We start from the raw sequence: 25,884 nt of genomic DNA, 5'->3' as shown, positions 1-25,884 counted from the left end.
AAAAAGCATAGTACGCAGGGTTGATTTTGCTAAGGTTTATTAATAAAAAAAGCGCCTTTCGGCGCTTTCCAATAATACTTACTATTTAGGCTGCAATTCCGCTGTGCCTAAGCAGTGCATCAACTTGTGGCTCACGGCCTCGGAACTTCTTGAATAGTTCCATAGGTTCCTCGCTGCCTCCTTTTTCTAAAATATTGTTAAGGAAGGCCTGCCCTGTCTCTTGATTAAAGATCCCTTCTTCCTCAAATTTAGAAAATGCGTCAGCCGAAAGAACCTCTGCCCATTTATACGAGTAATAGCCTGCACTATAGCCACCAGCAAAAATATGGCTAAAGCCATGCTGAAAACGGTAAAATTCTGGAACCTTAACAACCGCTGTTTTACTACGCACATCATCAAATGTAGCTTGAATATTACAAGGCTCACCTGCTTTGTAGTCATGATGAATCGTAAAATCAAACAACGAAAACTCTAGCTGACGCAGCATATGCATACCTGATTGGAAGTTCTTCGCCGCAAGCAATTTATCAAGCAGTTCTTTTGGTAGTGGTTCATCTGTTTCATAGTGACCCGAGATGAAGTTAAGCGCTTCTTCTTCATAACACCAGTTTTCTAAGAACTGGCTTGGTAATTCAACCGCATCCCATGCAACACCGTTAATACCCGCCACTGGCGCTGCATCAACTTGAGTTAACATATGATGGATACCATGACCAAACTCATGGAATAAGGTGGTTACTTCGTTATGAGTAAACAGTGCAGGTTTATCACCCACCGCTTTATTAAAGTTACACACCAAGTAAGCAACGGGTGTTTGTAGCTCGCCGTTAGCACGTACTTTACGACCCATGCAATCGTCCATCCATGCGCCACCACGCTTGCGGTCTCGTGCATATAAATCTAAATAGAAACGGCCTCGTAGCGTGTTGCTACTGTCGTAAATCTCAAAGAAACGTACGTCAGGATGGTAAGTATCAAAGTCACTCACTTCTTTAACGTTAATACCAAATAAGCGATTTACTGTGGTAAATAAGCCATTTAATACTTTATTTGCAGGGAAATAAGGGCGCAGTACTTCATCAGAAATCGCGTATTTCTCTTGCTTAAGCTTTTCTGCGTAATAAGCGTAATCCCACGCGGCAAGCTCCGTCACACCGTGTTTATCTTTTGCATAAGCCGTTAGCTCAGCCAGCTCTTGCTCGGCTTGTGGCTTAGACTTAGCTGCTAAATCTTCTAAGAATGAAAATACCTGAGCAGGTGATTCTGCCATTTTTGTTGCCAATGACATATCTGCATAACTGTTAAAACCAAGTAATTGCGCAAGCTCATGACGAAGCGCAAGTTCTTCGCTCATAATGGCAGAGTTATCAAACTCACCCGCATTCGGACCTTGATCCGACGCACGAGTAACAAACGCGGTATATGTTTCTTCACGTAATTCGCGGTTATCTGCGTAAGTCATGATAGGTAAATAAGATGGAAAATCTAACGTGAATACCCAACCATCTAGATCTTTACTTTTTGCCGTATCAGCACCCAGAGCTAATGCAGATTCAGGCAAACCAGCAAGCTCGCTTTCATCAGTAATATGCTTTTGCCAAGCAAGTGTGGCATCCATTACATTGTTACCAAACTTAGATGAAAGCTCTGATAAACGCGCACTAATTTCACCATAACGCTTTTGTTGCTCTGGTTTTAGCGCAATACCTGATAACTCAAAGTCACGTAACGCATTAGTAATCGTTTTTTGCTGTGCGGTGGTAAGTGCTTTAAATTCATCGCTGTTGTGTAGAGCGTTATAAGCATCGTATAAACCTTGATGCTGACCCACAAACGTTGAGTACTCCGATAACAACGGCAAACATTGCTCATAAGCTTCTCGTAGCTCATCGCTGTTCACGACTGAGTTCATATGAGATACCGGTGAAAATAGTCGTGATAGCTTATCGTCAGCTTCTTCAAGTGGAAGCACCAAATCATTCCACGTATATGACTTAGCTGCCAAGACCTTATCGATAGTTAAACGACACTCTTTAATTGCCGCTTTTAATGCTGGCACCACATGCGCTGGTTCAATCTTAGAAAACGGCGGAAGCCCTTCTAAACCAATAAGTGGATTATTTTCTGCAATTGTCATTTTCGTTCTCAATTTTTAATGCGAAGATGATTCTGAGGTTGGGGCAAATTGATGAAATACAAGGGGCTTAACCTTGGTCTTTATTATGCTATTATCGATTAATTAAAGAAAAGTTATCTATTTTTGAGGACAAACTATGGCTCAGCATTTTGATTACATTGCAATTGGTGGCGGTAGCGGCGGTATCGCTTCTGCTAACAGAGCAGCAATGCGTGGCGCAAAAGTGGCACTTATTGAAGCAAAACACATGGGCGGCACGTGTGTAAACGTGGGCTGCGTTCCTAAAAAAGTGATGTGGCATGGTGCACAAGTGGCTGAAGCTATTAATGCTTACGCACCTGATTATGGCTTTGATGTTGAGTTAAAAAGCTTTAGCTGGGCTAAATTAGTAGAAAGTCGCGAAGCGTACATAGGCCGTATTCACCAAGGTTACAATAAGTATTTATCAAGCAATGGCGTTACTGTAATCAATGGCTTTGCTAAATTTGTTGATAGCAAAACGGTTGAAGTTAATGGTGAACTATACACTGCTGACCATATTCTTGTTGCCGTAGGTGGCCGCCCTACTATTCCTAATATCCCAGGTGCTGAGCTTGGTATTGACTCAAACGGCTTCTTTGAATTAAACGAACAGCCAAAACGTGTAGCTGTTATTGGTGCGGGTTATATTGCCGTTGAAATCGCAGGCGTACTCCACAGCCTTGGCACAGAAACCCACTTGTTTGTTCGTAAAAACAAACCGCTGCGTACTTTTGACCCATACATCGTTGATACCCTAGTCGATATTATGGCAAAAGAAGGCCCAACTCTTCATACAGATTGCACGCCGAAAGAAGTCGTTAAAGAAAGCGATGGCAGCTTAACGATTCATTTTGAAAATGGCCACAGCCAAAACGTTGATGAAGTAATTTGGGCCATTGGCCGTACACCAACAACTGATAAGATCAATCTTGCAGCTGCGGGAGTTGAAGTCAATGAAGGTGGTTATGTAAAAGTAGACGAATTCCAAAACACCACTGCTAAGAACGTCTATGCAGTGGGTGATATCATCGAAAACGGTATCGAACTTACACCTGTAGCCGTTAAAGCAGGCCGTATTTTATCTGAGCGTTTATTCAATAAAGAATTACCTGATGATTTAAAGATGGACTACGAGCTAGTGCCTACCGTGGTATTTAGTCACCCACCAATCGGTACAATTGGTTTAACGGAGCAAGAAGCGATTTCGCAATATGGCGAAGAAAACGTTAAAGTTTATAAATCAAGCTTTGCAGCAATGTATACCGCGGTTACACAACACCGCCAAGCATGCAACATGATGCTAGTATGTGCAGGTGATAACGAAAAAGTTGTTGGCTTACACGGCATTGGTTTTACCGTAGATGAAATGATTCAAGGCTTTGCTGTTGCCATGAAGATGGGCGCAACCAAAGCAGACTTTGATGCTGTTGTAGCGATTCACCCAACTGGGTCTGAAGAGTTTGTTACTATGAGATAAACTCGCGTTGCGAGTCAATATTAAAACCTTGTGGTGCTGTCACAAGGTTTTAATAAAACTCACGATTTTTCATAGAAGTGGAGCTTATAGAATTGAGCCAAATACACCTACGAACAAAATGAAATAGGTTTATAATAACCGCTCTCATTCCTTTCCAACTCGAACACGTTTACATCTTCCATAAATGCAAAAAAATCATCCCTATTATTAAGTTTCAAATAGACATTTAACTCACTATTTTCAGATGAAAAGTCGCTGTTTTTACATGCTGAGTTGACGTTCACACTCATATTAATAGTACCCGTGATACTATTCTTTTTATAATCTTTTACTACATCCTGATCATGCCGCATTTCTAGTGCGTCATTTTTATTCAACTGTAAAATAAAAATGTTACTATTCACCTTGTTTTTTTGTTTTAACTCATCAGGTAATTCATATTTTTCATTCACATTGACAAAGTATTCATGCTCAAAACTATAGTTAGGATCATCAGCTTTTACGTTAAATTTAATTACTACATCGTTATTATTAATAACAATTCCTACAGGAACTTGAACAGCAACAACTACCTCGCTTGGCTCAACTTCTAAAGGGTCGAAACTCATCATTTTATACATTGATGCCAGCGACATACTACTGCATCCAGAAACGACAAATGTGCTCACTAAAAGTACACACAAAAATATATTCTTCAAACTATCTAACTCCTTGTTAAAAAGTTATTTATCCAACTAGATAAAAAAGGCTTCATCTACCACTTGTCAGATTCTTGTAACTAGCAATCACATCAAGTAATAAGAAAATGGTTAAACAAAAAGCAACTTGTATTTATTATTGAAACAAAAAACTTATGATGCTGCCACAAGTTTTTTATGCCTATGATTACAAAGTGAGGGTGAGTTGTTAAACTCAGTCAAAATAATAAAAACGTAAACTACTTTGCAATCAATCACTTTATTCCCTGTACACCTTGTACAGAGTATCTTTCTGTTTCAAATGTTATTTGGTGCATTATTAATTAATAGCCAAAAACAAAGTCGTTCCTTGGTGCTGTTGTTTGCATTTCAAGGCTGTGTATGCGCCTTTAATCTGTTAGAAGGGTTAGAGTTTTCTGATTACTTAATCACCCCAGCATTTACATTACTGTATGGGCCTATGATTTACTTTTTTACCTTGTCGATTACAGGTAAGCAACCCTTTAAAACATCACACTACGCGGTTCACTTAATTCCTGCGGCTATTTCCTTGGCCTTTACCCACTACACACAAGCGATCATTTTACTTGGTTCACTTAGTCAACTTGGTTATTTCTACTTTGCTTATGGCATTTTAAAGCGCTATCACAAACAACTTATGCATGCTCGCTCAGATGCTGAGAGCCTTAAATTAAAGTGGCTGATCAAAGCATTATTTATTTTTGCCATTATTGTCGTATTCGATTTGCTGCGTATGAATGTGCAACCAATCACGCCGCTCGATTTAAAGATGCACTGGTATTTATTAAACGAAATACTGTTACTGCTAATGTTTAGCTTTTTGTTGTTTCACACCATCAAAAGTAGCTTTCAATTCGAGCCAGTCACATTGCCTGAAGAACCCGAAGCTGAACAAACTGATTCGTCTGACGAGCAACTTGCGCAGCAAATTTTCTCAACCATTGATAACTTGATTATTAATGAATCGCTTTATCGACAACCTAGGTTGTCATTAAACGACTTAGCAAATAAAACTGGGCTCGGTAGTAAAGAAATATCTTGGGCTATTAACAGCACAACGGGGAACAACTTTTGTGAGTACATCAACCAGCATAGAGTGAATGATGTTAAACGCGAAATAGAGCAAGACTCATCTCAAAAACTCAGCCTGATAGAACTGGCATTTCAAGCTGGCTTTAATTCTAAATCGACTTTTAATGCGGTGTTTAAAAAAGAAACGGGATTAACGCCGAGTCAATTTAAGAAGCAAACACTAAAAACCTGCTCATAAAACAGACAAAAAACGTCCTAAATCCTGTTTTAGGACGCTTTTTTACAGCCAAAACGCTAATTTAAACAAAAAAACAGCTTTGAGACTCCAGATGTACAAGTCCTATTTTTTACTACTAACATTTATCCTTTTAATGAACTATTCGAGTTTTTCTTTAGCAACTAATCATTCTTTAGAAGTGACGAATCAAGCCTTAAAAGTGCAACCAAGTCGCGTTGGTGCAAGCGACCCAATCGCTTACTTTCAATCGAAAACAGCGGCAATAGAATTTGCTAAACAACAAAACTGGGCTCTGGTGAATAAACTCACAAAAAAGCTCATTAATGAATATCAACATGATGGTGATACTTGGTATTTACTTGGCCTCAGTTACTTTCAATTGGCCGACTATCTAAATGCCAGCAATGCTTTGCAACGCGCACTTGCAATTGGGACTAGCTTAAAAGGCATTGCTAATGGGGCTAGTAACCCTAACGATTTAATGGTGAAAATTGCAGAGGCGTATGCTGAGCTTAATAACCAACAACAAGCCGAATATTGGCTTAAAAAAGCACTTTCTGCAAGGTGGGATGACCGACCAACACTTGCAGGCACCAGCTTATTTAAATCAGGCACTAATCCTCACTTTGAGCGTTTTGCGCAATCAGCCAGCTTTAAATCTCTAGCGGGTAATAACCTCGGTACTGAACTCAATCGCGATCAAAAATGGCGCGCCGATTTAGCGTTTTTAGTCGCGGAGATTAACCGTTTACACGTGGCAATGTATCAAAACATGAGCCCACAACAGTTTTCAGAAAAAGTAACAGACATTGATAAATCGATTCCTAACCTGACTGATCAGCAAATTGTTTTTCAGTTTATGGAGCTAATAGCACTACTTGGCAATGGTCATAATTTATTGATCCCTGCATGGGGTGAAAAAGGCAACTTTCAGCAATTACCATTTCAGTTTTATCAATTTAGTGATGGCTTATACATCACCAAAGCCAGTAGCGATTATCAGCAATATATTGGCTATAAAGTTGAAGCACTAGCCGATACACCAGCCGAGCAAGCCCTTGAGTTAACCAAACGTGTTAATGCTCGCGATAATGAAATGCAAACCCTTTGGTTAGGCCCATATTATTTAAGTTTGCTTGATGTACTAAACGGGCTTGGTATTAGCAAGGGCAATAAGGTAACACTCACGCTCAGGTCACCGAAAGGGGCTGTCACCACTGTTACGCCAGCGCTAAAATCGATGCAATTTGCAGGCTTTCCTAAATTACCAAAACTTGCTGAACACCCTACGCTTCGTTACTTAGCGAAAAACAACACGCCATTTTGGAGCGAACAAATAAAAACAAATAAATTACTGTATGTGCAATTCAATGATGTGCGTAATAGCAAAGATCTCACACTTGCTGAATTTGCCACGCAACTACAAACACAAATAAAACACGATGACATTGAACATATGGTGCTGGACCTTCGCCATAATAGTGGTGGTAATGGCTCGCTTACCCCTCCTTTGGTGGCAACAGCCGCATTTTTTAAAGTATTAAAACCACAAGGTAAGTTATTTATATTAATTGGCCGTAATACGTTTTCGGCAGGCCATGATGTAGCGGTTAAGATTGCCAATATAGTGCCAACAATTTTTGTAGGTGAACCATCAGGCACCCGTCCGAATGTGGTAGGTGAAGCGGGCTGGTTTAACTTACCTTACAGTAAACAAACAGGGCTTATTTCGAGTCAGTTCCACCAGCAAAGCCGTGCGGAAGATCATCGAATTTGGTTAGCACCCGATCTGCCTATTTCACTATCTGCAACAGATTACTTTGCGGGTGTTGACCCTGTGATGAATGCCGTTTTAACCATAACTAAGCAATAAACAGTGCTGGCACAAACCTTGTAACTGTTAATAAAGTAACCAGTTATAGCAACAATTTGCCCTTGTTTACTGTGTAATTAAGCAATTATTACGAAGAAACAAGGCATTTTTTACAAGGAGGCACTGTGTCTAAGTCTGCAATTTTATATCGCATGGTGACCGATGAGCATATTTGCCCATTCGGTTTAAAATCAAAAGATTTACTAGAACGTCATGGTTACGATGTTGATGACCGTCATTTAACAAACCGTGAGCAAACCGATAAATTTAAACAGCAGCATGATGTAAAAACCACCCCGCAAACCTTTATCGATAATAAGCGCATTGGTGGTTACGATGATTTACGCGACTTTTTTAATCTGCCAGAAGCAGGGCAACAAGGCACAACTTACACGCCCGTGTTAGCCATTTTCGCAGTGACCATGCTACTGAGTTGTGGTTTTAGTTATGCTAGTGGCACCGCTTTACTGTCGATGCAGAACATAATGCTATTTGTTGCACTGACAATGGCTGTGCTCGCTATTCAAAAACTGCAAGACTTATACAGTTTTTCAAATTCATTTATTACTTATGATTTACTCGCCATGCGTGTTGTGCCCTATGCCTATATTTACCCGTTTATTGAGGCGTATGTTGCCATTGGTATGGTGGCTGAATTACCCGCCTTAGCTGTTGCACCATTTTCGCTGTTTATTGGTAGCATTGGAGCTATATCTGTGTTTAAAGCTGTATACATTGATAAACGAGAACTCAAGTGTGCCTGTGTAGGTGGAGATAGTAATGTGCCGCTCGGTTTTATTTCTCTGAGCGAAAACTTATTTATGATTGCGGCGGGTATCTGGATGCTTAGTACTGTTTAAACTATTTACTTATAGGCTAGATAAAGCCTGCAGCAGCAGGCTTTATTGATAGATCAGTTATAACCACCTGTTCTTATATCTTTTTCAAGTTCAGATTGAGTTTTCACTGGGTGACACACTGTGTCCACCGTGCTTTTATTCATTTCATCAGCATCTGTGCTAAAAAATGTATAGTTATAATTTGCTTCAACTTCGCCGCCCAAACAGTGATGGTCGAGTAAAGCGCGTTGTTCATGGTCTTGCAAATTGGATTCTGAGGCACAACCGGCAAGCATTAAAAAAGCCATTAAAACTGATATTTTTTTCATAGTATCCTCTTAAATTAATTACAGTTCATATCTAAAATGAAATGAGGGAAGCTTGTCGAGTAAAGGTAAAAGTGACCTTTCTCTTCTTAAATCTTTACGCTCTCTTTCTAGCTGTGTCCGTCGATATCTCAACTCTTTACGTTTTTCGCTTGAGTTATTTTTATTGCTCAATTCATTCGAAATAGATTGAAGCTGCCAATTTATGGTGTCTATTCTTTGATCTATTTCTGCTTTTCTTGCTTCAATTTGATAGCGATCATTCCCCTCTTCCCATGCTCTTCTAAAGTGCTCATCATTGCATACGCCATTGTAAGCTTGTCCTTGAATACCGAGGGTAAAGCCATGTTCTGGTACACAAAACACAGCAAGTCCTTGTTGATAGCTTTTCTTATACTCTTCTAACTGAGGCGTGATACCAAACTCTCTACATGCAAAGACAATGTCTTTACCCTGATCATAGCTATACCCCTGAACACCATGGTCATAGCCCAATTCTTGCCAACTAGCTTGCATACACTCTTCGTGCGACAAACTGCTGCACCCAGATAGCAACAACAAGAATACACATAAATAAATGAACCGATGAAACACTGTGACCTAACCGATATAAAATAAGCAAGGTACCTATTTTAGGTCACAAATTATAAAAAGGGAAGATTATTGATAGAAACTCAAGAATAAGGGATTGCAGTGTGTTTACGTACTAGCGTAAACACACGTTAAGTTAAGTTTTTATGCCGTACCACCAACAGTTAAGTTGTCAATTTTAAGGCTTGGCTGACCAACGCCTACCGGTACACTTTGGCCGTCTTTACCACACACTCCTACGCCTTTATCAAGCGCTAGGTCATTACCCACCATTGAAATTTGCTGCATCACTTCAGGGCCGTTACCAATTAATGTAGCTCCCTTAATCGGTTGAGTGATTTTACCATTTTCAATTAAATAGGCTTCCGATGCGCTGAACACAAATTTACCCGAGGTAATATCGACTTGGCCCCCACCAAAGTTCGGCGCAAAAATGCCTTTTTTCACAGAGCTGATAATATCTGCTTGGCTATGTTCGCCACCTAACATATACGTGTTGGTCATACGTGGCATAGGTAAGTGAGCATAAGATTCGCGGCGCGCATTACCAGTAGGGTTTACGCCCATCAAACGCGCATTAAGCTTATCTTGCATGTAGCCTTTTAAAATACCGTTTTCAATAAGTACGTTATAGGCTGCAGGGGTTCCTTCGTCATCTACGTTCAATGAACCACGGCGGTCAGCAATGGTGCCATCATCCACTACGGTACACAGCTCAGATGCTACCTTTTCACCTACTTTGCCGCTAAACGCTGATGCGCCTTTACGGTTAAAGTCCCCCTCAAGGCCATGACCTACCGCTTCGTGTAGTAACACACCTGGCCAGCCTGCACCTAGTACGACTTCCATACTGCCTGCAGGGGCATCAATTGCTTCTAAGTTTACTTTTGCTTGGCGAACCGCTTCTTCAGCGTATCCCATCCAACGAGGCTTACCGTCAACTAATTCTTTAAAATAGCCATAATCTAAACGCGCGCCGCCACCAGCACCACCGCGTTCACGGCGACCGTTCTTTTCAAGTAATACTGAGCAGTTTAAACGAATAAGCGGGCGAATATCGGTTGCAAATGTGCCATCGCTGGCTGCAATAAGTACTTCTTCATACACCGCCGACATTGAGCTAATCACTTGCTCTGCATCAGGCGCTAATTCACGAATATAGTTTTCAAGCTCACGTAGTAAGTTTACTTTATCGCTATCACTCATGCTTTGAATAGGTTGATGCGGTGCATATTGTTGTTTTGCAGCAACATCACTAAACACTTGAACTGTTTTATTTTCACCTGCATCTGCAATACTACGCGCAGCAGTCGCCGCTTTATTTAACGCTTCTAAGTTGATTGCATCTGAGTATGAAAACCCTGTTTTTTCACCACTGACAGCACGAACACCAACCCCACGCTCAACATTATATGATCCCTCTTTCACAAGGCCATCTTCAAGTACCCACGATTCATGATGACTTGATTGAAAATACAAGTCGGCGTAGTCCACTTGATGTTGGTGAATAAAGGCGAGCGTTTTTTCGAGTTCTTCTCGTGTTAGCTGGCTGTCTTGTAATAAATGCTGTTCAACCGTGTTCATAATAAATGCTCTCTAAATCGTTGCTGAGACTGCACAGGCATGTCTTGGCGTATCTTATTCAATTGGTTTAAATCAAGTTCATGACTGATAAACCCTGTGCCACTTGGAAGCTCACTGAGCGTATCTCCCCATGGCGAAATTATAATGCTATGGCCATATGTTTGCCGACCATTTTCATGATCTCCCCACTGCGCAGCTGCAACTACATAAGACTGTGTTTCAATTGCTCTGGCAGCTAATAAGTGATGCCAATGAGCAGCACCGGTAACAACAGTAAAAGCACTAGGAACTAAAATTAGCTCAGCACCCTGTCGCTGCATAGCACTAAACAAACCACTAAAGCGCAGATCATAACATACTGCTAAACCAATTTTACCAAAGGGTGAGTCAACCACGACAATATCGCTACCCGCTTGTGTCGCATCTGACTCACGATAACATCGGGTGGAGTCCGCAACATCGACATCAAATAGGTGAATTTTATTGTACTGCGCGACTACATCACCTTGGCTATTAAATAAAAATGAGGCAGCTAAGTATTTTCCATTATCTTGCGAAACAGGCACGGTACCAGCAGCTAGCCAAATATCATGTTGCTTACACAGCTGTGCAAGTTGTGCTTTGTAACCATCAATTTTAAGCCCTAATTGATAACTCGCTTGGCTACTTTTACTAAAGATCAAAAAAGCTTCGGGTAGGCAAACCAGTAAAGGACGCGTTTTAGGTAACTGCTGTAATGACAGCCTCAAAGACGCCATATTTTGTTCTGCATTGATACCAGAACACATTTGTAATGCTAAAACCTGACCCGACATATTAGCCTTCATTGGTTTGCAAACTCGCAGATGATGCCGCGTCTTTTAATTTTAACCGTGAGGAAGATTGCGGCTGGCTCTGTGCAGCTTGTGGTAAAGTAACTTCTCGACTTTTACGATCGACTTCGGTCACCTCAGGATCGCTCATACTGCCACTGACTTTAAAATTAATTTCTGAGATCACCCGGGCAGAGTGAATAACCTTATCGATGGCAAGTGCCGCTAAGCCACTTACAGGATTAACCATCCATGCAACTATAACAGGAATACTTGAAGTAACCTGTGGTGCGACTGCCAAATCATAGTCAATTTCAAGGGTATTTAGGTTAGTATGGCCTTTAATAGTCAAGTCAGCAGGTACACCGTCAAGTTTGGTATCTTGCGTGTAAGCAATGCCTTTATCAAGCTGCATAGTCCCTTGCATACTGTTATAGAAAAAACCCTTCGAAAATACATCTCTGAAATCCAGTTTTAGCTTACGCACTAAGGAGTCTAAACTTAACAGTGAAAATACTCGCGCACCGCCATCACTTATCTCAGCAAGATGGCCTTCACCTAAGCGCCAATCTAGCTCTCCCATCAGTGTTGGTATATCAACGTTATACGGGGCACCTTGCCACGCTAAATCAAATTGAATATCGGCGTCTGAGTCCTTAACGGTGGTTGTTATATCAAACTCATCAAATAACTCACCAATATCGTCACTTTGTAAGTTACCAGTAAATCGTGTTTGGCCATTGGCAAATTGCCCTTTCCCTCTGAGTACATGATCGCCTTTATCAATGAGCACTTCAGTAAATAACAGTGTGTCTTGCTCACCGACTAAACTACTTTTGACTTTATCAAGTTGATAATCTGCGACTTTACAATCTTCACAGTTAAACTCGATGGCAGGAATACGCGTTAACCAGCTTAAGTCTTCTGGTTCACCAACATCTTTGGTTTGCTCTGGTGCTGCTTCATTAAAATTAATACGTAAGTAGTCAGTAAAAATTTGAATTGGCCTGCGCGTTTCACCGGTTGGAATGAGTGCATCAGCGCGTAATTCTTTGGCATTTAGTTTTAATTCTAAGTCTGATTGCTTTGGTGCTAAGCGAAACTCAAAATCATTGAACTCGATATTGTGCAGTGCAAGCTTATTAAATTTACCGGTTACGTTATTAAACGTAGGCATCACACTTGGTGAGTCTGATTTTACTTTAGTGAGCGCAATAATTTGGTCAATTAAACCAAACCAAGGTGTCAGTTCTGTCTGTGGTAAATCAATTGATACAGCAAAACCGTCACGATTAAGGCCAAGGTCTTGCTCACCCAAAATTAAATGTACGTTATTAAATTTTTGTTCGTCATTATCTAAAATAGCATTAAAGAAAACCTGCTCATTAACGTTCGCAGTGATCAAGTTTGAAATTCTGTCGCCTTGCACAACAGCCGTAAGTGGCCATGTTTGCTCTTTACTTTTATTATAGGGAGCAGGTAATTGACTACTAAGACCCACTAAGTTACCACTTACGTCCGCACGGTAGTTAAAGTCATTTGGTAGAAAGTTAAGTAATACATTAATGTCTACATCACTTTGCCCCGTTAAATAACCCGCTAAGAGACCATGTGCTTGTTCGATTAATGGCTCTGCTTCAAGAGCAAGCTTTATCGCTATTTCGGCGCGATAATTATCTGCGACGTTCTCACTGCTGAAATTAGCGGTCAGCGGCATGCCCATCCAATCAGCTTTAGCATTATTGAAATCGATTTTGTCATTATTAAATTTAACAATGCCGGTCATATGGTTAAGGGTTATACCTGGCTGCGCAAGGTATACAGGGATATTTGCAAGCTCAACTTCACCTATTGCATCAACATGCCCTGAGCGTAAGTTAACCAACAACTCAATTTCTGCGGCCGCCTCCCCTTGAGCTTGCACAACTTCAAAAACACTTGCTAAAGGTTTTGCCAGTGGCGTTGCAGCAAAAAAAGGCGTTAACTTTTCGCCATGAGCGCGTTTATTAATCGCAACCTTAAGCATTTCGGCATTCATTAAATCAGCAATGCTGACATGTACGCTATCGCCCAAGTCTAAATTAACAAGCGTGCCCGACTTACTGTAGATATCCATGCGCTCATTTTCAAAATGTAGCGTTACGTTAGCGTCTTCAACCGCAGGCCAACTTGGTGAGAATTGATAGTTTGCGCTATTGACGTTTGCTAACACTTCGAACTGACCCTGTTGCTCCCTAAATGGAAAGCCTTCAAAAGGTCCTGAATAGAGCACTTGCGCTTTATTTACTTCACCACCTTGAATGGCACCATTTAAATAGTTAACTAAGTTCTCACTCATTACAGGCAAAGGAAAATAATGCCCTGCTACTGTGGCATCAGGTGCATACGCTTCAGCATATAAATCTAAGCGAGGGTCATCTGTTAGGCTTAACATCATTTCAGCTGCAAGCGTCACCTCGTCGTTATCAAGCCATAAATTATCACTACTGATACGCCAGCCGTCGGTGTAATGGTGTAAATCGAGCTCAATATTGAGTTGGTTATAGGCAATATCTTGGCTAAAGCTACCGTTGGTCAATAAGCGGTTGTTTTCTCCATAAAGTTGTATGCGACCAGCAGACTGATTAATGAAGCCATCGACTCTAATTGCTTGACCACCAGGGATACCGTTTAGTGACAACCAATTTAGTTGGTCACCTTTAAACCAAAGTTGCCATTGTTCACTTTGTCCAAACTCGACATACGCATCGCTTAATTGTCCATTTGGTTGGCGGTCCAAAAATGGAGTAAGTACTTCAAAATTACTTAATTGGGCAAGTTTGGCTAATAAAGCAAAATCAAATTGCTTAAGCCAAATTTTATTTTGCTTACCAAGTTGGGCTTCAAATTGCAGTGTCGGCCATTGCTTTAAATCACTTTCAAAGGTCAGACCGGTACTTTTTAGACGCCACCCTTGCTGCCAAGGAAACAAGTGGAACCCGCCTTTACTTAGGTTGATTTGATGCGACTCTTGGTTTTGTTGCCAATTTACAAAGCTAGGTTGCCACTGCACTTTCACATCGCTGATCAAGCCTTTTTCAAGGCTAACCCACGTTTGTAAATTCATATCTGAGTGCAATTGCTGTTTATCGGTATTGATAAATTGTGCAAGCCATTTAGACACATCTACATTAGCAGCCTCTACATAGATATCACCCGCCATGGTTTCAAGTGTTGAACCATTTAATGCCATTCGCGCATCAAAGCTCCCCACGGAGATGCCAGGTAAAGCTAATGAACCAGCGCCTTGATGCTGCTCAGGGGTATTTTGCCAAACAATGTTTTCAAGAATGAGTTTACGTGCTTTGCCATCACCTAACATAAAATTAAGGCTACTATCTTGCACAGCAAAGTGACCTGTTTTCCCTAAAAACAAGCTTTCGATAAGTTCTTTTTGCTCAAAGCTATTACTTTGTTGTTCACTGCTTAATTCCAGCATTGTTGGTAAGTCGACATCGGCATGGAAACCATTAATGACAAAGTAGTTCGACTTTAATTGACGGGTTTTAAGTGATTCCCAAAGATTAACTTCAAGACTCGCCTTATCAATATTTAAAGCGATAGGCGATGTTTGGTTGTCTTCAAATGAGATATTTTCGAGAACTAATGATGGCCCCTTTCCTTGCCAGCTCGCAGAGATAGAGCCTATTGACAGGTTGACATCAAATTGCTCGTATAAAAACGTTTCAATATTGCTTTTATAATCATTGGCATAGGGAAGTGTATACTTTAAAACAGAGACAATAACGGCCAGCAACACAAGGGTGATAGCAAATACTTGCCATACCTTGCGTATACAATAAAAGCAGACCGTCTTTGTGTTCATTACATCATTACCACATCAAACTGTTCTTGATTATATAAACTCTCTGTTTGAATACTGACTTGCTTGCCAATAAATAGTTCAAGTTCAGCAAGGTTATGGTACTCATCATTAATAAGTGCCTCAGAGACCGATGGCGCAGCATACACCATAAATTTATCAGCAGCATAAGCGCGATTAACCCGCACAATTTCACGCAGAATCTCGTAGCAGACTGTTTCAACCGTTTTTTGTGAGCCTCGTCCAGAACACGCAGGGCAAACATCACATAAAATATGCTCTAAACTCTCACGGGTACGCTTTCGAGTCATCTCCACTAAGCCTAGTGCAGATAAGCCATTTATGTTGGCTTTAGCGCGATCTTTTGCCAATGCTGACTCAAGTGAATGAAGCACTCGGCGTTTGTGCTCGTCGCTGACCATATCGATAAAGTCGATAATAATAATGCCGCCTAAGTTACGTAACCGTAACTGACGGGCAATCGCCGATGTTGCTTCAATATTAGTGTTAAAAATAGTTTCTTCTAAATTACGATGGCCTACAAACGCGCCGGTATTTACGTCAACGGTGGTCATCGCTTCAGTTTGGTCAATAATTAAATAACCGCCCGATTTAAGCTCTACTTTACGATGCAAGGCTTTTTGAATTTCGGTTTCAACATCAAATAAGTCGAAGATTGGTCGCTCACCTGGGTAATATTCAAGCGCGCCGGATAGAATTGGTACAAACTCTTCAGTAAATTCTTTTAGTTCTTGATACGTTAATTTAGAGTCAACACGAATTCGCTCCATATCTTCGCCAACATAATCACGAAGAGTTCGAAACGCCAGTGTAAGGTCTTCATGCAAAATACTTTCTTTGCTTACTTTTTTGCGCTTAGTAACAATTTTTTGCCACAGCTTTTTTAGAAACTCAGCATCGTGACGAAGCTCAGCTTCACTTGCCCCTTCGGCAGCAGTACGGACAATAAAACTACCATCTTCATCGCCGTATTCAGCAACAATTTTTTTCAAGCGTAAACGTTCTTCTTCGGTTTCAATACGCTGGCTCACACCGACGTGTGTCGCATCAGGCATAAACACTAAGTAACGAGATGGAATCGTAATATCAGTCGTTAAACGCGCCCCTTTAGTACCAAGAGGATCTTTGACCACCTGCACCATGATGTGCTGTCCTTGGCGAACAAGCTCGCGAATATCTTGTACTTTCTTGATGGGTTGCTCATCAACACCTTCAACAATAGAGGCGCTGTTAACAATGTCAGACGCGTGCAAAAAAGCCGCTTTGTCTAAGCCAATATCTACAAATGCAGCTTGCATGCCTGGTAATACACGGCTAATTTTGCCGAGGTAAATATTACCAACAATCCCTAGGTTGCCAATTCGCTCTAGTTGAATTTCTTGCAGTACGCCATTTTCAATCAGCGCAACCCTGCTTTCACTCGGTGTAACGTTGATCAGTAATTCGGTGCTCATGTTACCCTCTTAAAAATTCGTTTAATAACAGCTCTGTCTCATATAAAGGTAAGCCGACAACAGCAAAATAGCTACCCGAAATGTGACTCACAAATCGCCCGCCTAGACCTTGTATACCATAACCACCGGCTTTATCTTGTGGCTCTTGGGAGTGCCAATATGCATCGATTTCGTCATCGCTTAATTGTTTAAAAGTCACATCAGTGACAACAAGACTGCTTTTTACGTGCTGGCTGTCAGCAATAGCTACGGCGGTCATAACTTGGTGAGTACGCCCTGATAGGCGCTTCATTGTTGCGATAAAGTCTGCTTTATCAATCGGTTTGCCAAGTGCGGTGTCATCAATCACCACCACGGTATCACTGCCAAGCACAGGGCGGTCAGTGTAACCCATTGCGACACCAGATTGTGCTTTGAGTCTCGCTAAACGCTCAACATAATCACGAGGAGACTCGTTCGGGAATTGGCTTTCATCTGCATCAACGCTAAATTGAGAAAACTCGATACCAAGCTGGCTGAGCAACTCTTTTCGACGCGGTGATGCAGACGCCAAATAAATTGCGGTTTGCATTATCTAATCCTGAAATGACGGCGGTATTTACGCAATATTAAGAAAATCCACCACCAACAAAGCATGCCGGTTAGCACTGGCCATAAGTAATGCGGGCTGAAATAAACCCCCATCAAGAAATGATTAAGCCAAAATTGCATAAGGTGGTAAAGCGTTAAAAACAGAGCCACTAATATGCTCTGCTGCCATAGAGAAAAGTTTCTAATTTTTTGAAAGTTACTTGCCGTGATAAAAATACACACAGAGTAAGTTAATGAGTTCACGCCAAGTGGTGAACCCGAAGCCAAATCCATGAGTAACCCCACCACCCAAGCCGTGCCGATATTAAGACGATGTGGTACAGCGAGCGACCAGTACATCAGCACCATTAACACCCAATCAGGTCGATAAGGTTCAAATGAAATAGGCAATGGCATCAATGCCATCACCAGTGCAAAGAAGATACTAATTGCGATTAGCAAGGAATAGCGACTATTCATTACTTATGCTCTCCTGCTGGTTACGCCACAGCACAACCAATAAGCGGATACGGTCCAACTGTGCAATAGGCTCAGCATACACTTGTGCGAATGGGTGACCTTCATCGCGATTGATTTCTGTCACAACGGCCACTGGGTAACCTTCAGGAAAAGTTCCTCCTAACCCAGAGGTCACTAAGATGTCACCTATGCGTACATCAAGGCTGTGAGGCACGTGTGAAAGCTTTACGACATTAATCTTACCAATGCCTTCAACCACTGTGCGTACATCGTTACGTAAAATGCGTACTGGCGTAGCGTGTGTGGTGTCGGTCATTAATAATACGCGGGAAGTTGTCGATCCAACTTGCGTAATTTGCCCAACAACCCCCATTTCATCGATGACAGCTTGGCCTTCACTTAAGCCATCGGTTGTGCCACGATTAATCACCACTTGGTGACTATATGGATTTGAATGTACAGACAATACTTGCGCAATGATCTTCCGATTAGATTGCTTAGCCGATGAACCTAGTAAAGCACGTAACTTATCATTTTCACGACTTAAAAAGGCTAACTGTTGTAGTTGTTCGCTTTGTAGTAGCTGCTTCTTTTTAAGTGCTTCATTTTCGGTAAGAAGTTGATCGCGTGTGTGAAGGTTTTTTGCACCTATACTAAATAGTTCATAAGGCAGGTTAGCAAGATAGATAAGTGGGCTTACTAGGGTATTTAAGCTGGTGCGAATGGTTGTGCCACCCTGTGTATAGCGGTCGCCCACAATCAAAACGACACTCAAAAGCACTGCGACAAAAAGTCGCAGTTGCAAAGAGATTGTACGACCAAACATTAACTTCATTAGTCGTAACTAAATACGTCACCACCGTGCATATCAATCATTTCGAGGGCTTTACCGCCACCACGCGCAACACAGGTAAGTGGGTCGTCAGCAACAACAACCGGAATCCCCGTCTCTTCCATCAGTAAGCGGTCTAAATCTTTTAATAATGCACCGCCGCCGGTTAATACCATGCCATGTGCAGAAATATCTGATGCAAGCTCAGGCGGAGACTGCTCAAGAGCAACCATCACAGCACTTACAATTCCCATCAGTGGTTCTTGTAATGCTTCTAGAATTTCATGTGAGTTAAGCGTGAATGAGCGCGGCACACCTTCGGCAAGGTTACGGCCTCGCACTTCAATCTCAACTGGTTCATCTGTTTTAAATGCAGAGCCAATTTGATGCTTAATATTTTCAGCGGTAGCTTCACCAATTAAGCTACCGAAGTTACGACGAACATAGTTGATAATTGCCTCATCAAACTTGTCACCACCAATACGTACAGATGATGAATAAACCACACCATTCAAAGAAATAATAGCCACTTCAGTGGTACCACCACCGATATCAACAACCATTGAACCTGTTGCTTCAGATACTGGTAAACCTGCACCAATTGCCGCAGCCATTGGCTCTTCAATTAAATACACTTCACGTGCACCTGCCCCCATTGCCGATTCACGAATGGCGCGTTTTTCTACTTGTGTTGCACCACAAGGAACACAAATAAGTACACGCGGGCTTGGACGCATAAAGTTGTTGTTATGTACTTGCTTAATGAAGTGCTGAAGCATTTTTTCGGTCACATAAAAGTCGGCAATTACACCGTCTTTCATTGGACGAATCGCTTTAATATTTCCAGGTGTACGACCAAGCATTTGCTTAGCTTCTGTTCCCACAGAGGCAACGCTTTTAGGACCACCAGCGCGCTCTTGGCGAATAGCAACAACTGAAGGCTCGTTTAATACGATTCCTTCTTCTTTTACATAGATTAGGGTATTGGCTGTACCCAAGTCGATCGATAGATCGTTTGAAAATATACCACGAAGTTTTTTAAACATGAGGCTGGATGACCTTTGAAAATACGTTCTTATATTAGCTGCTTTCACTCTATCATGCTCACCATGAAAAAGCGCAGCTACCTTCTTTATTTGTTAAAAAAGGAAGCATCCATTGCTTCCTTATTAAATTTATCGTTCGCGTACTAGACGAAACCCAATATAGTTTGCACGAAAATCTGGCGCTAAAATCAAACGCGTAGATACACGAGCCAAGCTAGGTGCGAAATTCCATGCCCCACCACGAACAGCCACATCAGACTGTTCCGATTTTTTATTTGTCCACTCCCATACATTGCCTACAGTATCGTATAGGCCAAATGCATTAGGAGAAAATGAGCCTGTTGGCGCAGCACTTTTGTTAGACCACTCACTGCCACACCAACCACAATTCGCTAGGTTTTTACCAATTTCATTACCCCAAGGGTATTCAGTTTCTTTACCTGCACGTGCAGCGTATTCCCATTCAACCTCATTGGGTAAACGAAATAGCTGGCCAGTTTGCCCTGATAGCCAATCTGCGTATGCTTTAGCATCATTGTAGGTTAAACACACTGCCGGAAAATCACTGTCTTGATCAAAACCTGGATTACGCCAGTTTAGGGTTGCTTCCCACACAGGTTCACCATTTAGGTAATAAGCACAACCGCGATTTTTTTCGGCTTCTGTTTTATAACCTGTATTGGCAACAAACTGCTCATACTCACCAACACTGACTTCTTTACTTTGCATCGCAAAGGAGTTGGCAATGGTTTTCTCTACCACTGGACGCTCATTAGCAAGACCACTGCCGTTGATATCGCCCATTTTAAATTTACCTGCTGGAATGACAACGAGACTCGCCGTATTCGTTTTATTTACAATACTTGCCGCTGGTGCCGATGATGGTTGCTCAGCGGTTGTAATAGCTGCAACAACAGGCTCAGGCTTTTTTACCAGCTTGGCATGAATTGTTTGTGACTTATTAAGTTCTAAGCGAACTTGATAGCTTTTGTAGCCGCGCTTACGAATTTCTACATTATGAAAGCCAACAGGTAATGATGTTGTAAGTTTAGTAGAACCAAAACTGACGCCATCTATAAACACTTCATCATCATAGACATTAGAACGAAGCGTTAATTCAACCATTTTAGATTTTTTTAGATCAGGTAATGGTTCAACCCTTACTGGCTTTTTTACAGAATAATCACTTACCGGCTCCTCACTCATACGAGAAACCGATACCACCTTACTATTATCCTGAGAGTCACTGAATGTTAACTGACTATCCGAGTAAGTCGTTGTATAGTTTGGTTGGTAGCTGCCCGCCAGCGGTGTGCCATAATCAGCACAAAAACGGTTATCCAAATTCAGTAAGCTACATAAACGGCTACTATTTACGTCTCCGCGCATCGTTACGCTTAAGTTCACGTTGTAATTACCTTGGCCGCTAAACGCACTATTTACAACATGACTGCTAAGAATTTTAACTTGTGCGCCAGCAAGATTACGCTTTGGTTCAACAAGGCGTTCTTCGGTTAAGTTAGCAAAAATTTGGTCTACAAAACGTTTGGTGGCTTTTTGCAAGCCCATTTGTTGGCCGCGCTGCTCACAGGCTGCAAGTGTTTCGGTACGCTTACAGTTAATTGTGTGATTAACTTCTAAAGTGCCTTCACGAGTAAACTCATTGCGCAAACGCTCGACACGTGCTGTAGCCAACTGCTCTTTTAAGCTTTCTAATGTGTTTAGTTGCGTATGTTTCGCTACGCGAATTTGCTCGATATCTTTTCGGTGTGAAGCAATTGCCGCTAATTGCATCGAAATATCATCTTTGTTCTGTTTATGATCAACCACTGCTTTTTGATAACGCGCTTGCGCATTACTGATATCTAATGTTGGGTCATCAATAAGTCGACGGTACATCTCGTTCATTGCATCAAGCGCTTGGTTTTTTTCTTTGTCTAACTCAGTTGAGCGTGCGCGTAATAATTCGAGTTGTTTTTGTAACTGACTTTCTTCTTTTAGGTGTTTTTCGAGGATTACGGTCGAGTTATCGTATTCGGCTTGTTTTTTACTGATCTCTGATTCAATCCCAGTTACCGTAGCAGTATCTTGTGCAAATGCACTCGTTGCTAGCAAACTAACTGAAATTAACAGAGATAAAGGAGCTATTCGCATATATTCCATTCCCAAAAAGCGGCAATTATTTGGTCATTATTATTTTTTATAATTAAACTCTTATGCTATGTACTTGCAAGGCAAAACACAAGCTTTGTTCAATTATTATCTGAGTTTACAACTATTACCTTAGTTGATGCCAGTAAATAACATAATCATTTTAGTTTAATTAACTAATTTCTATCTATATGACGATTTTGCTATAATTGAGCCCCTTTTTTTATCTAAGTAGCATCGTGAATATTAGTTGTGAGTCACCCATTCAACCCATTTTCCACCCTCTGTTAGAAGCGCATAACTTACAGTTGTTTATCAAACGTGATGACCTGATTCACCCTGAAATAAGCGGCAATAAATGGCGAAAACTTAAATTTAACTTACAAATAATGCAACAACAGGGTAAGTCAGAGCTGTTAACCTTTGGTGGCGCATTCTCAAATCATATCCACGCCAGTGCAATCGCAGGAAAACTATTTGGCTTCAAAACTCATGGGATTATCCGTGGCCCCTTACTTGATGAAGCTAACCCGACGCTAAACGATGCAAAGCGCTTTGGTATGACGCTACATCCGGTCAATCGCCTTACTTACCGCCAGCGTCATGATCCCCATTACTTAGACGAACTACAAAAGCAGTTTCCTAATGCTTACATCTTGCCTGAAGGGGGAACAAACCTTGCGGCGATTAAAGGCTGTATGGAATTGGCACAAAGCTTACCAGCTAGTGACTATATCATTTGCCCAACGGGTAGCGGTGGCACATTAGCAGGCTTAATAGAAGGAACGAGCAGTCAAACAACCCTTTTAGGTATTGCTGTCCTTAAACACGCTGATTATTTAATCGAAGAAATAAAACAGCTCAGTAATAAAGCAAAAGAACAGCACAACTGGCAACTTTTATGTGATTATCATGATGGCGGATATGGCAAGTTTTCTGATGAGCTGTGGCGTTTTTGTCAAACCTTTACTCAACAATACGACATTCCCCTTGAACCTATTTATAGTGGAAAAATGATGTATGCTATTTGGCAGTTAATTGAGCAAGGTTACTTTGCATCTGGAAGTGTAATAACCGCCATCCACACAGGCGGGTTACAAGGTCTAAATGGGTTAAAGTACAGAGGCTTAATTTAGCGACGGTCAGCTATATGGGGTAATATCCGCCAACTTTTGCAGTGGTTCAGCAAAATAAAACCCTTGTGCAGCAACCACTCCTAAATTTTTCAGCGTTGCTAACTCATTTTGTGTCTCAACACCCACAGCATAAACAGGGCAACTTAATTCATGCCCTTTTGCGATAATTTCCTTCACGATCTTTTGTTGCTGCTTGTTAGTATCAATATTGTGTATTAACTCAAACGCGAGCTTTATAGCGCAAAAATTAGCAAGCTCACGGTAAAGGGGCAAGTGCTCTGCACTGCGTACATTATCGATAACCACTCCTGCCGACAATTTACCCAAACAATCTAACTGCCCTGCTAATCGGTGGCGCCGCTTTAAAAAGTCATCCTCATTTAATTCAAATTGCAGCTTACTGACCGTATCACAGCTTTGCATCTCACCTTTCAACCACTGCCAAAACTCTTTATTAAACCAATTCAGGGCATGTAAGTTGATACTAACGGCCATTGCGCCTCTTTCACTCAACAGTATTTTTTTTACCTGCAAAACAACCGTTTGATCAAGCAAAAGTACATCCTTCTTGCTACTCATTTGCGGGATAAAATGACGCGCCGCCAAAAGTCCGAGGCTTTTATGACGAATACGGATTAACGCTTCATGCTGAAGGATATCGCCGGTCTGCAAATCGAATAATGGTTGGAAAAAAAGCATAAAGTGCTTTTTCTTTATATATTCAAATAAGTGTTCTTTGCTATCAGCAAGCACACTCGATTGCGTGTGCCCAAACGGCAAGCGATGAATATGTTGCCAGGCACTTTGTTTTGCTAGCGCAAGGGCCGATTTAGTCAACTGATAAACAACCGCTTGATCCGCCCCAGTGCGGTAATTACACACCCCTATTTTTACATCACTGCGGGACAAGTCACTGCGATAATTAAGACATGCTTGATAGATAACTTGATGCAATCGCTTAGTGTATTTATCAACCTCAGTCGCAGGGACGCTATTCAGTGTGACCGCAACGCCTCCTGAAGGAAGCAACTTAACCGAGCGATTGACCAGCTCACCAAATCCTTTAGCAATCACTAATTTAAAATAATTATCGACATCCAAGTTTTCAGGAAAAGGGGTTTTCCAAAAAAATAACGAAAATAAATGGTTATAATTAGTAGGAACACCATACAGAATATTCAAATCTTGATGAGGCAAAAGCTTTGGCGTTACTAATTTACGCGGCATTTCAGGCTTGGCCTCACTTAATTGAGCAGGCTTTTTAATCGTTGCATCTTCCAGCACAGGTGTCTTAAGCGCCATCCGCCAGCGACGTAACCCCCAATAACACGCTCCAATCAAGATTAAATTTAGAAACAAAAACAAATGACTTTCCACTAACCAAGAAGGCCAATGAAATAACCGCAGGCTCACCGTCTTATAGCTAAATACTTCCTGCTCTAAATCAATAAACTTCGCTAAACTAGGTGATACCTCTGACGTATTCATCACAAACCCTTGGCTTTGAACTAAAGTTGCAATAATGTCATGTGAGGAAACAGGGTCGAGACTTAAGTCATAAACTTGCTTGGCAAGCTCAGTCCCTGAGTTATGTACTTTTTCGTGTAGTACATCACTTAAAAAAATATTAAAAACAACTAATAGCAAAAAAACGGCCGCCATATAAATGGCCTCCGGTTTCTTAATATGTGCAGTAAAATCTTTTTTCATTTCACAGCTTTGTTGCTCAAACATACACAAAGTGTTGTCCAAGAACCCTATAAATACAAGGCTACAGAGCGATTAAAAGCAATTTCAGAATTATCCTAAGACCAACGCTGTCAAAAGTCATGTATTTTTAAACACCTAGCAAAAAGTGTTAATGATAATTATTTTGTAACCGACAACTGCAAGCTTACGCAAAATAACAAAGCCATGTTAAAGCAATAAAAAACCCAGCAATTAGGCTGGGTTTAAATAACTCAAACACTCAATGCGAGTGATCTAGAACGGAATATCATCATCAAAATCGATTGGTGGTTCCATCGGGTTTGATGCGCCGCCTTGTGGTGCATTTTGAGGTTTAGGAGCAAAACCACCACCTTGTTGTGGCGCGTTGTTTTGCTGCTGTTGATTATAACCGCCACCATACTGGTTATTACTTTGTTGTTGTGGTGCAGGTTGCTGCTGCGGGCGCTGTTGCTGCTGTGCTGGCGCAGACTGTTGTTGTGGAGCATAGCTATTATTGCTTTGTGCTTGTTGTGAGCCACCGCCGTAGCCGCCACCTTGTTGTTGACCACCTTGGTAACCGCCTTGTGATTGGCCACCTTGATAACCACCACCTTGTTGATCGCCACCACGACCACCTAGCATTTGCATTTGGCCACCCATGTCTACCACGATCTCTGTGGTGTATTTTTCTTGGCCTGATTGGTCAGTCCATTTACGCGTTTGTAAACGACCTTCAATGTACACTTGTGAACCTTTACGAAGATACTCACCAGCAACTTCTGCTAGTTTGCCAAATAACACAACACGGTGCCATTCAGTACGCTCTTGCATTTGCCCTGTGTTTTTATCTTTCCAGCTATCTGTCGTAGCAATGCTGATATTCGCTACGCCATTGCCATTAGGCATATAACGTACTTCTGGATCTTGGCCTAAATTACCAACCAAGATAACTTTGTTCACACCGCGTGCCATG

General features: G+C 41.4%; 20 protein-coding genes. 5 read left to right on the top strand and 15 right to left on the bottom strand.

Annotation, left to right across the window (positions count from 1 at the left end; genetic code table 11):
* Positions 1–85: 85 nt before the first annotated feature.
* Entirely contained in the window at positions 86–2,137 is a 2,052-nt protein-coding gene (gene prlC / locus PAARA_RS01595; protein WP_062567331.1) for an oligopeptidase A, read from the bottom strand.
* A gap of 136 nt (positions 2,138–2,273) precedes the next feature.
* On the opposite strand from prlC, the gene gorA reads away from it, so the two are divergent.
* Entirely contained in the window at positions 2,274–3,635 is a 1,362-nt protein-coding gene (gene gorA / locus PAARA_RS01590) for a glutathione-disulfide reductase (RefSeq protein WP_062567330.1), read from the top strand.
* Positions 3,636–3,742: 107 nt separating this feature from the next.
* Here gorA and PAARA_RS01585 read toward each other — a convergent pair whose 3' ends face one another.
* Positions 3,743–4,333 carry a hypothetical protein gene (locus tag PAARA_RS01585; RefSeq protein WP_157066149.1) on the bottom strand — a complete coding sequence of 197 codons (591 nt, stop codon included), beginning with the start codon at positions 4,331–4,333 and terminating at the stop codon, positions 3,743–3,745.
* Between the two features lie 244 nt (positions 4,334–4,577).
* Here PAARA_RS01585 and PAARA_RS01580 point away from each other — a divergent pair, with 244 nt between their 5' ends.
* The 3 genes from PAARA_RS01580 (at position 4,578) to PAARA_RS01570 (ending at position 8,357) form a co-directional block, all read left to right on the top strand.
* Positions 4,578–5,624: a helix-turn-helix domain-containing protein gene (locus PAARA_RS01580; protein ID WP_157066148.1), complete on the top strand. Its 1,047-nt coding sequence runs from the start codon at positions 4,578–4,580 to the stop codon at positions 5,622–5,624.
* A 91-nt stretch (positions 5,625–5,715) separates the two neighbouring features.
* Positions 5,716–7,497 (top strand): hypothetical protein, encoded by a 1,782-nt coding sequence (locus PAARA_RS01575; protein WP_157066147.1) that lies wholly within the window; start codon positions 5,716–5,718, stop codon positions 7,495–7,497.
* 125 nt (positions 7,498–7,622) lie between these two features.
* Positions 7,623–8,357 (top strand): glutaredoxin family protein, encoded by a 735-nt coding sequence (locus PAARA_RS01570; protein ID WP_062567326.1) that lies wholly within the window; start codon positions 7,623–7,625, stop codon positions 8,355–8,357.
* Positions 8,358–8,410: 53 nt separating this feature from the next.
* On the opposite strand, the gene PAARA_RS01565 is transcribed toward PAARA_RS01570, so the two are convergent.
* From PAARA_RS01565 to PAARA_RS01515, 11 genes are all read right to left on the bottom strand, one after another.
* Complete coding sequence (locus PAARA_RS01565) at positions 8,411–8,665, bottom strand: hypothetical protein (RefSeq protein WP_228074395.1); 255 nt, start codon at positions 8,663–8,665, stop codon at positions 8,411–8,413.
* Between the two features lie 18 nt (positions 8,666–8,683).
* Positions 8,684–9,178: a DUF2799 domain-containing protein gene (locus PAARA_RS01560; protein ID WP_228074393.1), complete on the bottom strand. Its 495-nt coding sequence runs from the start codon at positions 9,176–9,178 to the stop codon at positions 8,684–8,686.
* A 219-nt stretch (positions 9,179–9,397) separates the two neighbouring features.
* Positions 9,398–10,837, bottom strand: coding sequence for a metalloprotease TldD (gene tldD, locus PAARA_RS01555; RefSeq protein WP_062567324.1), 1,440 nt, complete (start codon positions 10,835–10,837; stop codon positions 9,398–9,400).
* Complete coding sequence (locus PAARA_RS01550) at positions 10,834–11,652, bottom strand: carbon-nitrogen hydrolase family protein (RefSeq protein WP_237128031.1); 819 nt, start codon at positions 11,650–11,652, stop codon at positions 10,834–10,836. The genes tldD and PAARA_RS01550 overlap by 4 nt, the downstream gene beginning before the upstream one ends.
* A 1-nt stretch (position 11,653) precedes the next feature.
* Positions 11,654–15,514, bottom strand: coding sequence for a YhdP family protein (locus PAARA_RS01545; protein WP_062567322.1), 3,861 nt, complete (start codon positions 15,512–15,514; stop codon positions 11,654–11,656).
* Complete coding sequence (gene rng / locus PAARA_RS01540; RefSeq protein ID WP_062567321.1) at positions 15,514–16,986, bottom strand: ribonuclease G; 1,473 nt, start codon at positions 16,984–16,986, stop codon at positions 15,514–15,516. Before rng ends, PAARA_RS01545 begins: the two co-directional genes overlap by 1 nt.
* 1 nt (position 16,987) lies before the next feature.
* On the bottom strand, positions 16,988–17,557 hold the full coding sequence (locus tag PAARA_RS01535; RefSeq protein ID WP_062567320.1) for a Maf family protein: 570 nt from the start codon (positions 17,555–17,557) through the stop codon (positions 16,988–16,990).
* Positions 17,557–18,036 carry a rod shape-determining protein MreD gene (gene mreD / locus PAARA_RS01530; RefSeq protein ID WP_062567319.1) on the bottom strand — a complete coding sequence of 160 codons (480 nt, stop codon included), beginning with the start codon at positions 18,034–18,036 and terminating at the stop codon, positions 17,557–17,559. The genes PAARA_RS01535 and mreD overlap by 1 nt, the downstream gene beginning before the upstream one ends.
* Complete coding sequence (gene mreC, locus PAARA_RS01525) at positions 18,029–18,871, bottom strand: rod shape-determining protein MreC (protein WP_193988248.1); 843 nt, start codon at positions 18,869–18,871, stop codon at positions 18,029–18,031. Before mreC ends, mreD begins: the two co-directional genes overlap by 8 nt.
* The gene (locus PAARA_RS01520; RefSeq protein WP_036973172.1) at positions 18,871–19,914 is read right to left on the bottom strand and encodes a rod shape-determining protein; all 1,044 of its coding nucleotides are present in this window, start codon (positions 19,912–19,914) and stop codon (positions 18,871–18,873) included. The genes mreC and PAARA_RS01520 overlap by 1 nt, the downstream gene beginning before the upstream one ends.
* Positions 19,915–20,043: 129 nt before the next feature.
* Positions 20,044–22,068, bottom strand: coding sequence for an SUMF1/EgtB/PvdO family nonheme iron enzyme (locus PAARA_RS01515; RefSeq protein ID WP_062567318.1), 2,025 nt, complete (start codon positions 22,066–22,068; stop codon positions 20,044–20,046).
* Between the two features lie 236 nt (positions 22,069–22,304).
* Here PAARA_RS01515 and PAARA_RS01510 point away from each other — a divergent pair, with 236 nt between their 5' ends.
* Positions 22,305–23,201, top strand: a complete 897-nt coding sequence (locus PAARA_RS01510; RefSeq protein WP_062567317.1) for a 1-aminocyclopropane-1-carboxylate deaminase/D-cysteine desulfhydrase — start codon at positions 22,305–22,307, stop codon at positions 23,199–23,201.
* A 6-nt stretch (positions 23,202–23,207) separates the two neighbouring features.
* Here PAARA_RS01510 and PAARA_RS01505 read toward each other — a convergent pair whose 3' ends face one another.
* The gene (locus tag PAARA_RS01505) at positions 23,208–24,863 is read right to left on the bottom strand and encodes an EAL domain-containing protein (RefSeq protein WP_167346328.1); all 1,656 of its coding nucleotides are present in this window, start codon (positions 24,861–24,863) and stop codon (positions 23,208–23,210) included.
* 321 nt (positions 24,864–25,184) lie between these two features.
* Entirely contained in the window at positions 25,185–25,883 is a 699-nt protein-coding gene (ssb, locus tag PAARA_RS01500; RefSeq protein WP_062567315.1) for a single-stranded DNA-binding protein, read from the bottom strand.
* Between the last annotated feature and the right edge of the window lies 1 nt (position 25,884).

It is taken from the genome of Pseudoalteromonas arabiensis (assembly GCF_001550155.1).
GTDB classification, from domain to species: Bacteria; Pseudomonadota; Gammaproteobacteria; order Enterobacterales; family Alteromonadaceae; genus Pseudoalteromonas; species Pseudoalteromonas arabiensis.
The sequence above is the reverse complement of the archived record's forward strand: the minus strand, read 5'-3'. Positions and strand labels throughout refer to the sequence as shown.

Bases quoted from the DNA above. Each gene is read 5' to 3' on its own strand.
- prlC (WP_062567331.1), bottom strand. From the start codon at position 2,137: ATGACAATTGCAGAAAATAATCCACTTATTGGTTTAGAAGGGCTTCCG.
- gorA (WP_062567330.1), top strand. From the start codon at position 2,274: ATGGCTCAGCATTTTGATTACATTGCAATTGGTGGCGGTAGCGGCGGT.
- PAARA_RS01575 (WP_157066147.1), top strand. From the start codon at position 5,716: ATGTACAAGTCCTATTTTTTACTACTAACATTTATCCTTTTAATGAAC.
- PAARA_RS01565 (WP_228074395.1), bottom strand. From the start codon at position 8,665: ATGAAAAAAATATCAGTTTTAATGGCTTTTTTAATGCTTGCCGGTTGT.
- PAARA_RS01560 (WP_228074393.1), bottom strand. From the start codon at position 9,178: ATGCAAGCTAGTTGGCAAGAATTGGGCTATGACCATGGTGTTCAGGGG.
- tldD (WP_062567324.1), bottom strand. From the start codon at position 10,837: ATGAACACGGTTGAACAGCATTTATTACAAGACAGCCAGCTAACACGA.
- PAARA_RS01550 (WP_237128031.1), bottom strand. From the start codon at position 11,652: ATGTCGGGTCAGGTTTTAGCATTACAAATGTGTTCTGGTATCAATGCA.
- PAARA_RS01545 (WP_062567322.1), bottom strand. From the start codon at position 15,514: ATGAACACAAAGACGGTCTGCTTTTATTGTATACGCAAGGTATGGCAA.
- rng (WP_062567321.1), bottom strand. From the start codon at position 16,986: ATGAGCACCGAATTACTGATCAACGTTACACCGAGTGAAAGCAGGGTT.
- PAARA_RS01535 (WP_062567320.1), bottom strand. From the start codon at position 17,557: ATGCAAACCGCAATTTATTTGGCGTCTGCATCACCGCGTCGAAAAGAG.
- mreD (WP_062567319.1), bottom strand. From the start codon at position 18,036: ATGAATAGTCGCTATTCCTTGCTAATCGCAATTAGTATCTTCTTTGCA.
- mreC (WP_193988248.1), bottom strand. From the start codon at position 18,871: ATGAAGTTAATGTTTGGTCGTACAATCTCTTTGCAACTGCGACTTTTT.
- PAARA_RS01520 (WP_036973172.1), bottom strand. From the start codon at position 19,914: ATGTTTAAAAAACTTCGTGGTATATTTTCAAACGATCTATCGATCGAC.
- PAARA_RS01515 (WP_062567318.1), bottom strand. From the start codon at position 22,068: ATGCGAATAGCTCCTTTATCTCTGTTAATTTCAGTTAGTTTGCTAGCA.
- PAARA_RS01505 (WP_167346328.1), bottom strand. From the start codon at position 24,863: ATGGCGGCCGTTTTTTTGCTATTAGTTGTTTTTAATATTTTTTTAAGT.
- ssb (WP_062567315.1), bottom strand. From the start codon at position 25,883: ATGGCACGCGGTGTGAACAAAGTTATCTTGGTTGGTAATTTAGGCCAA.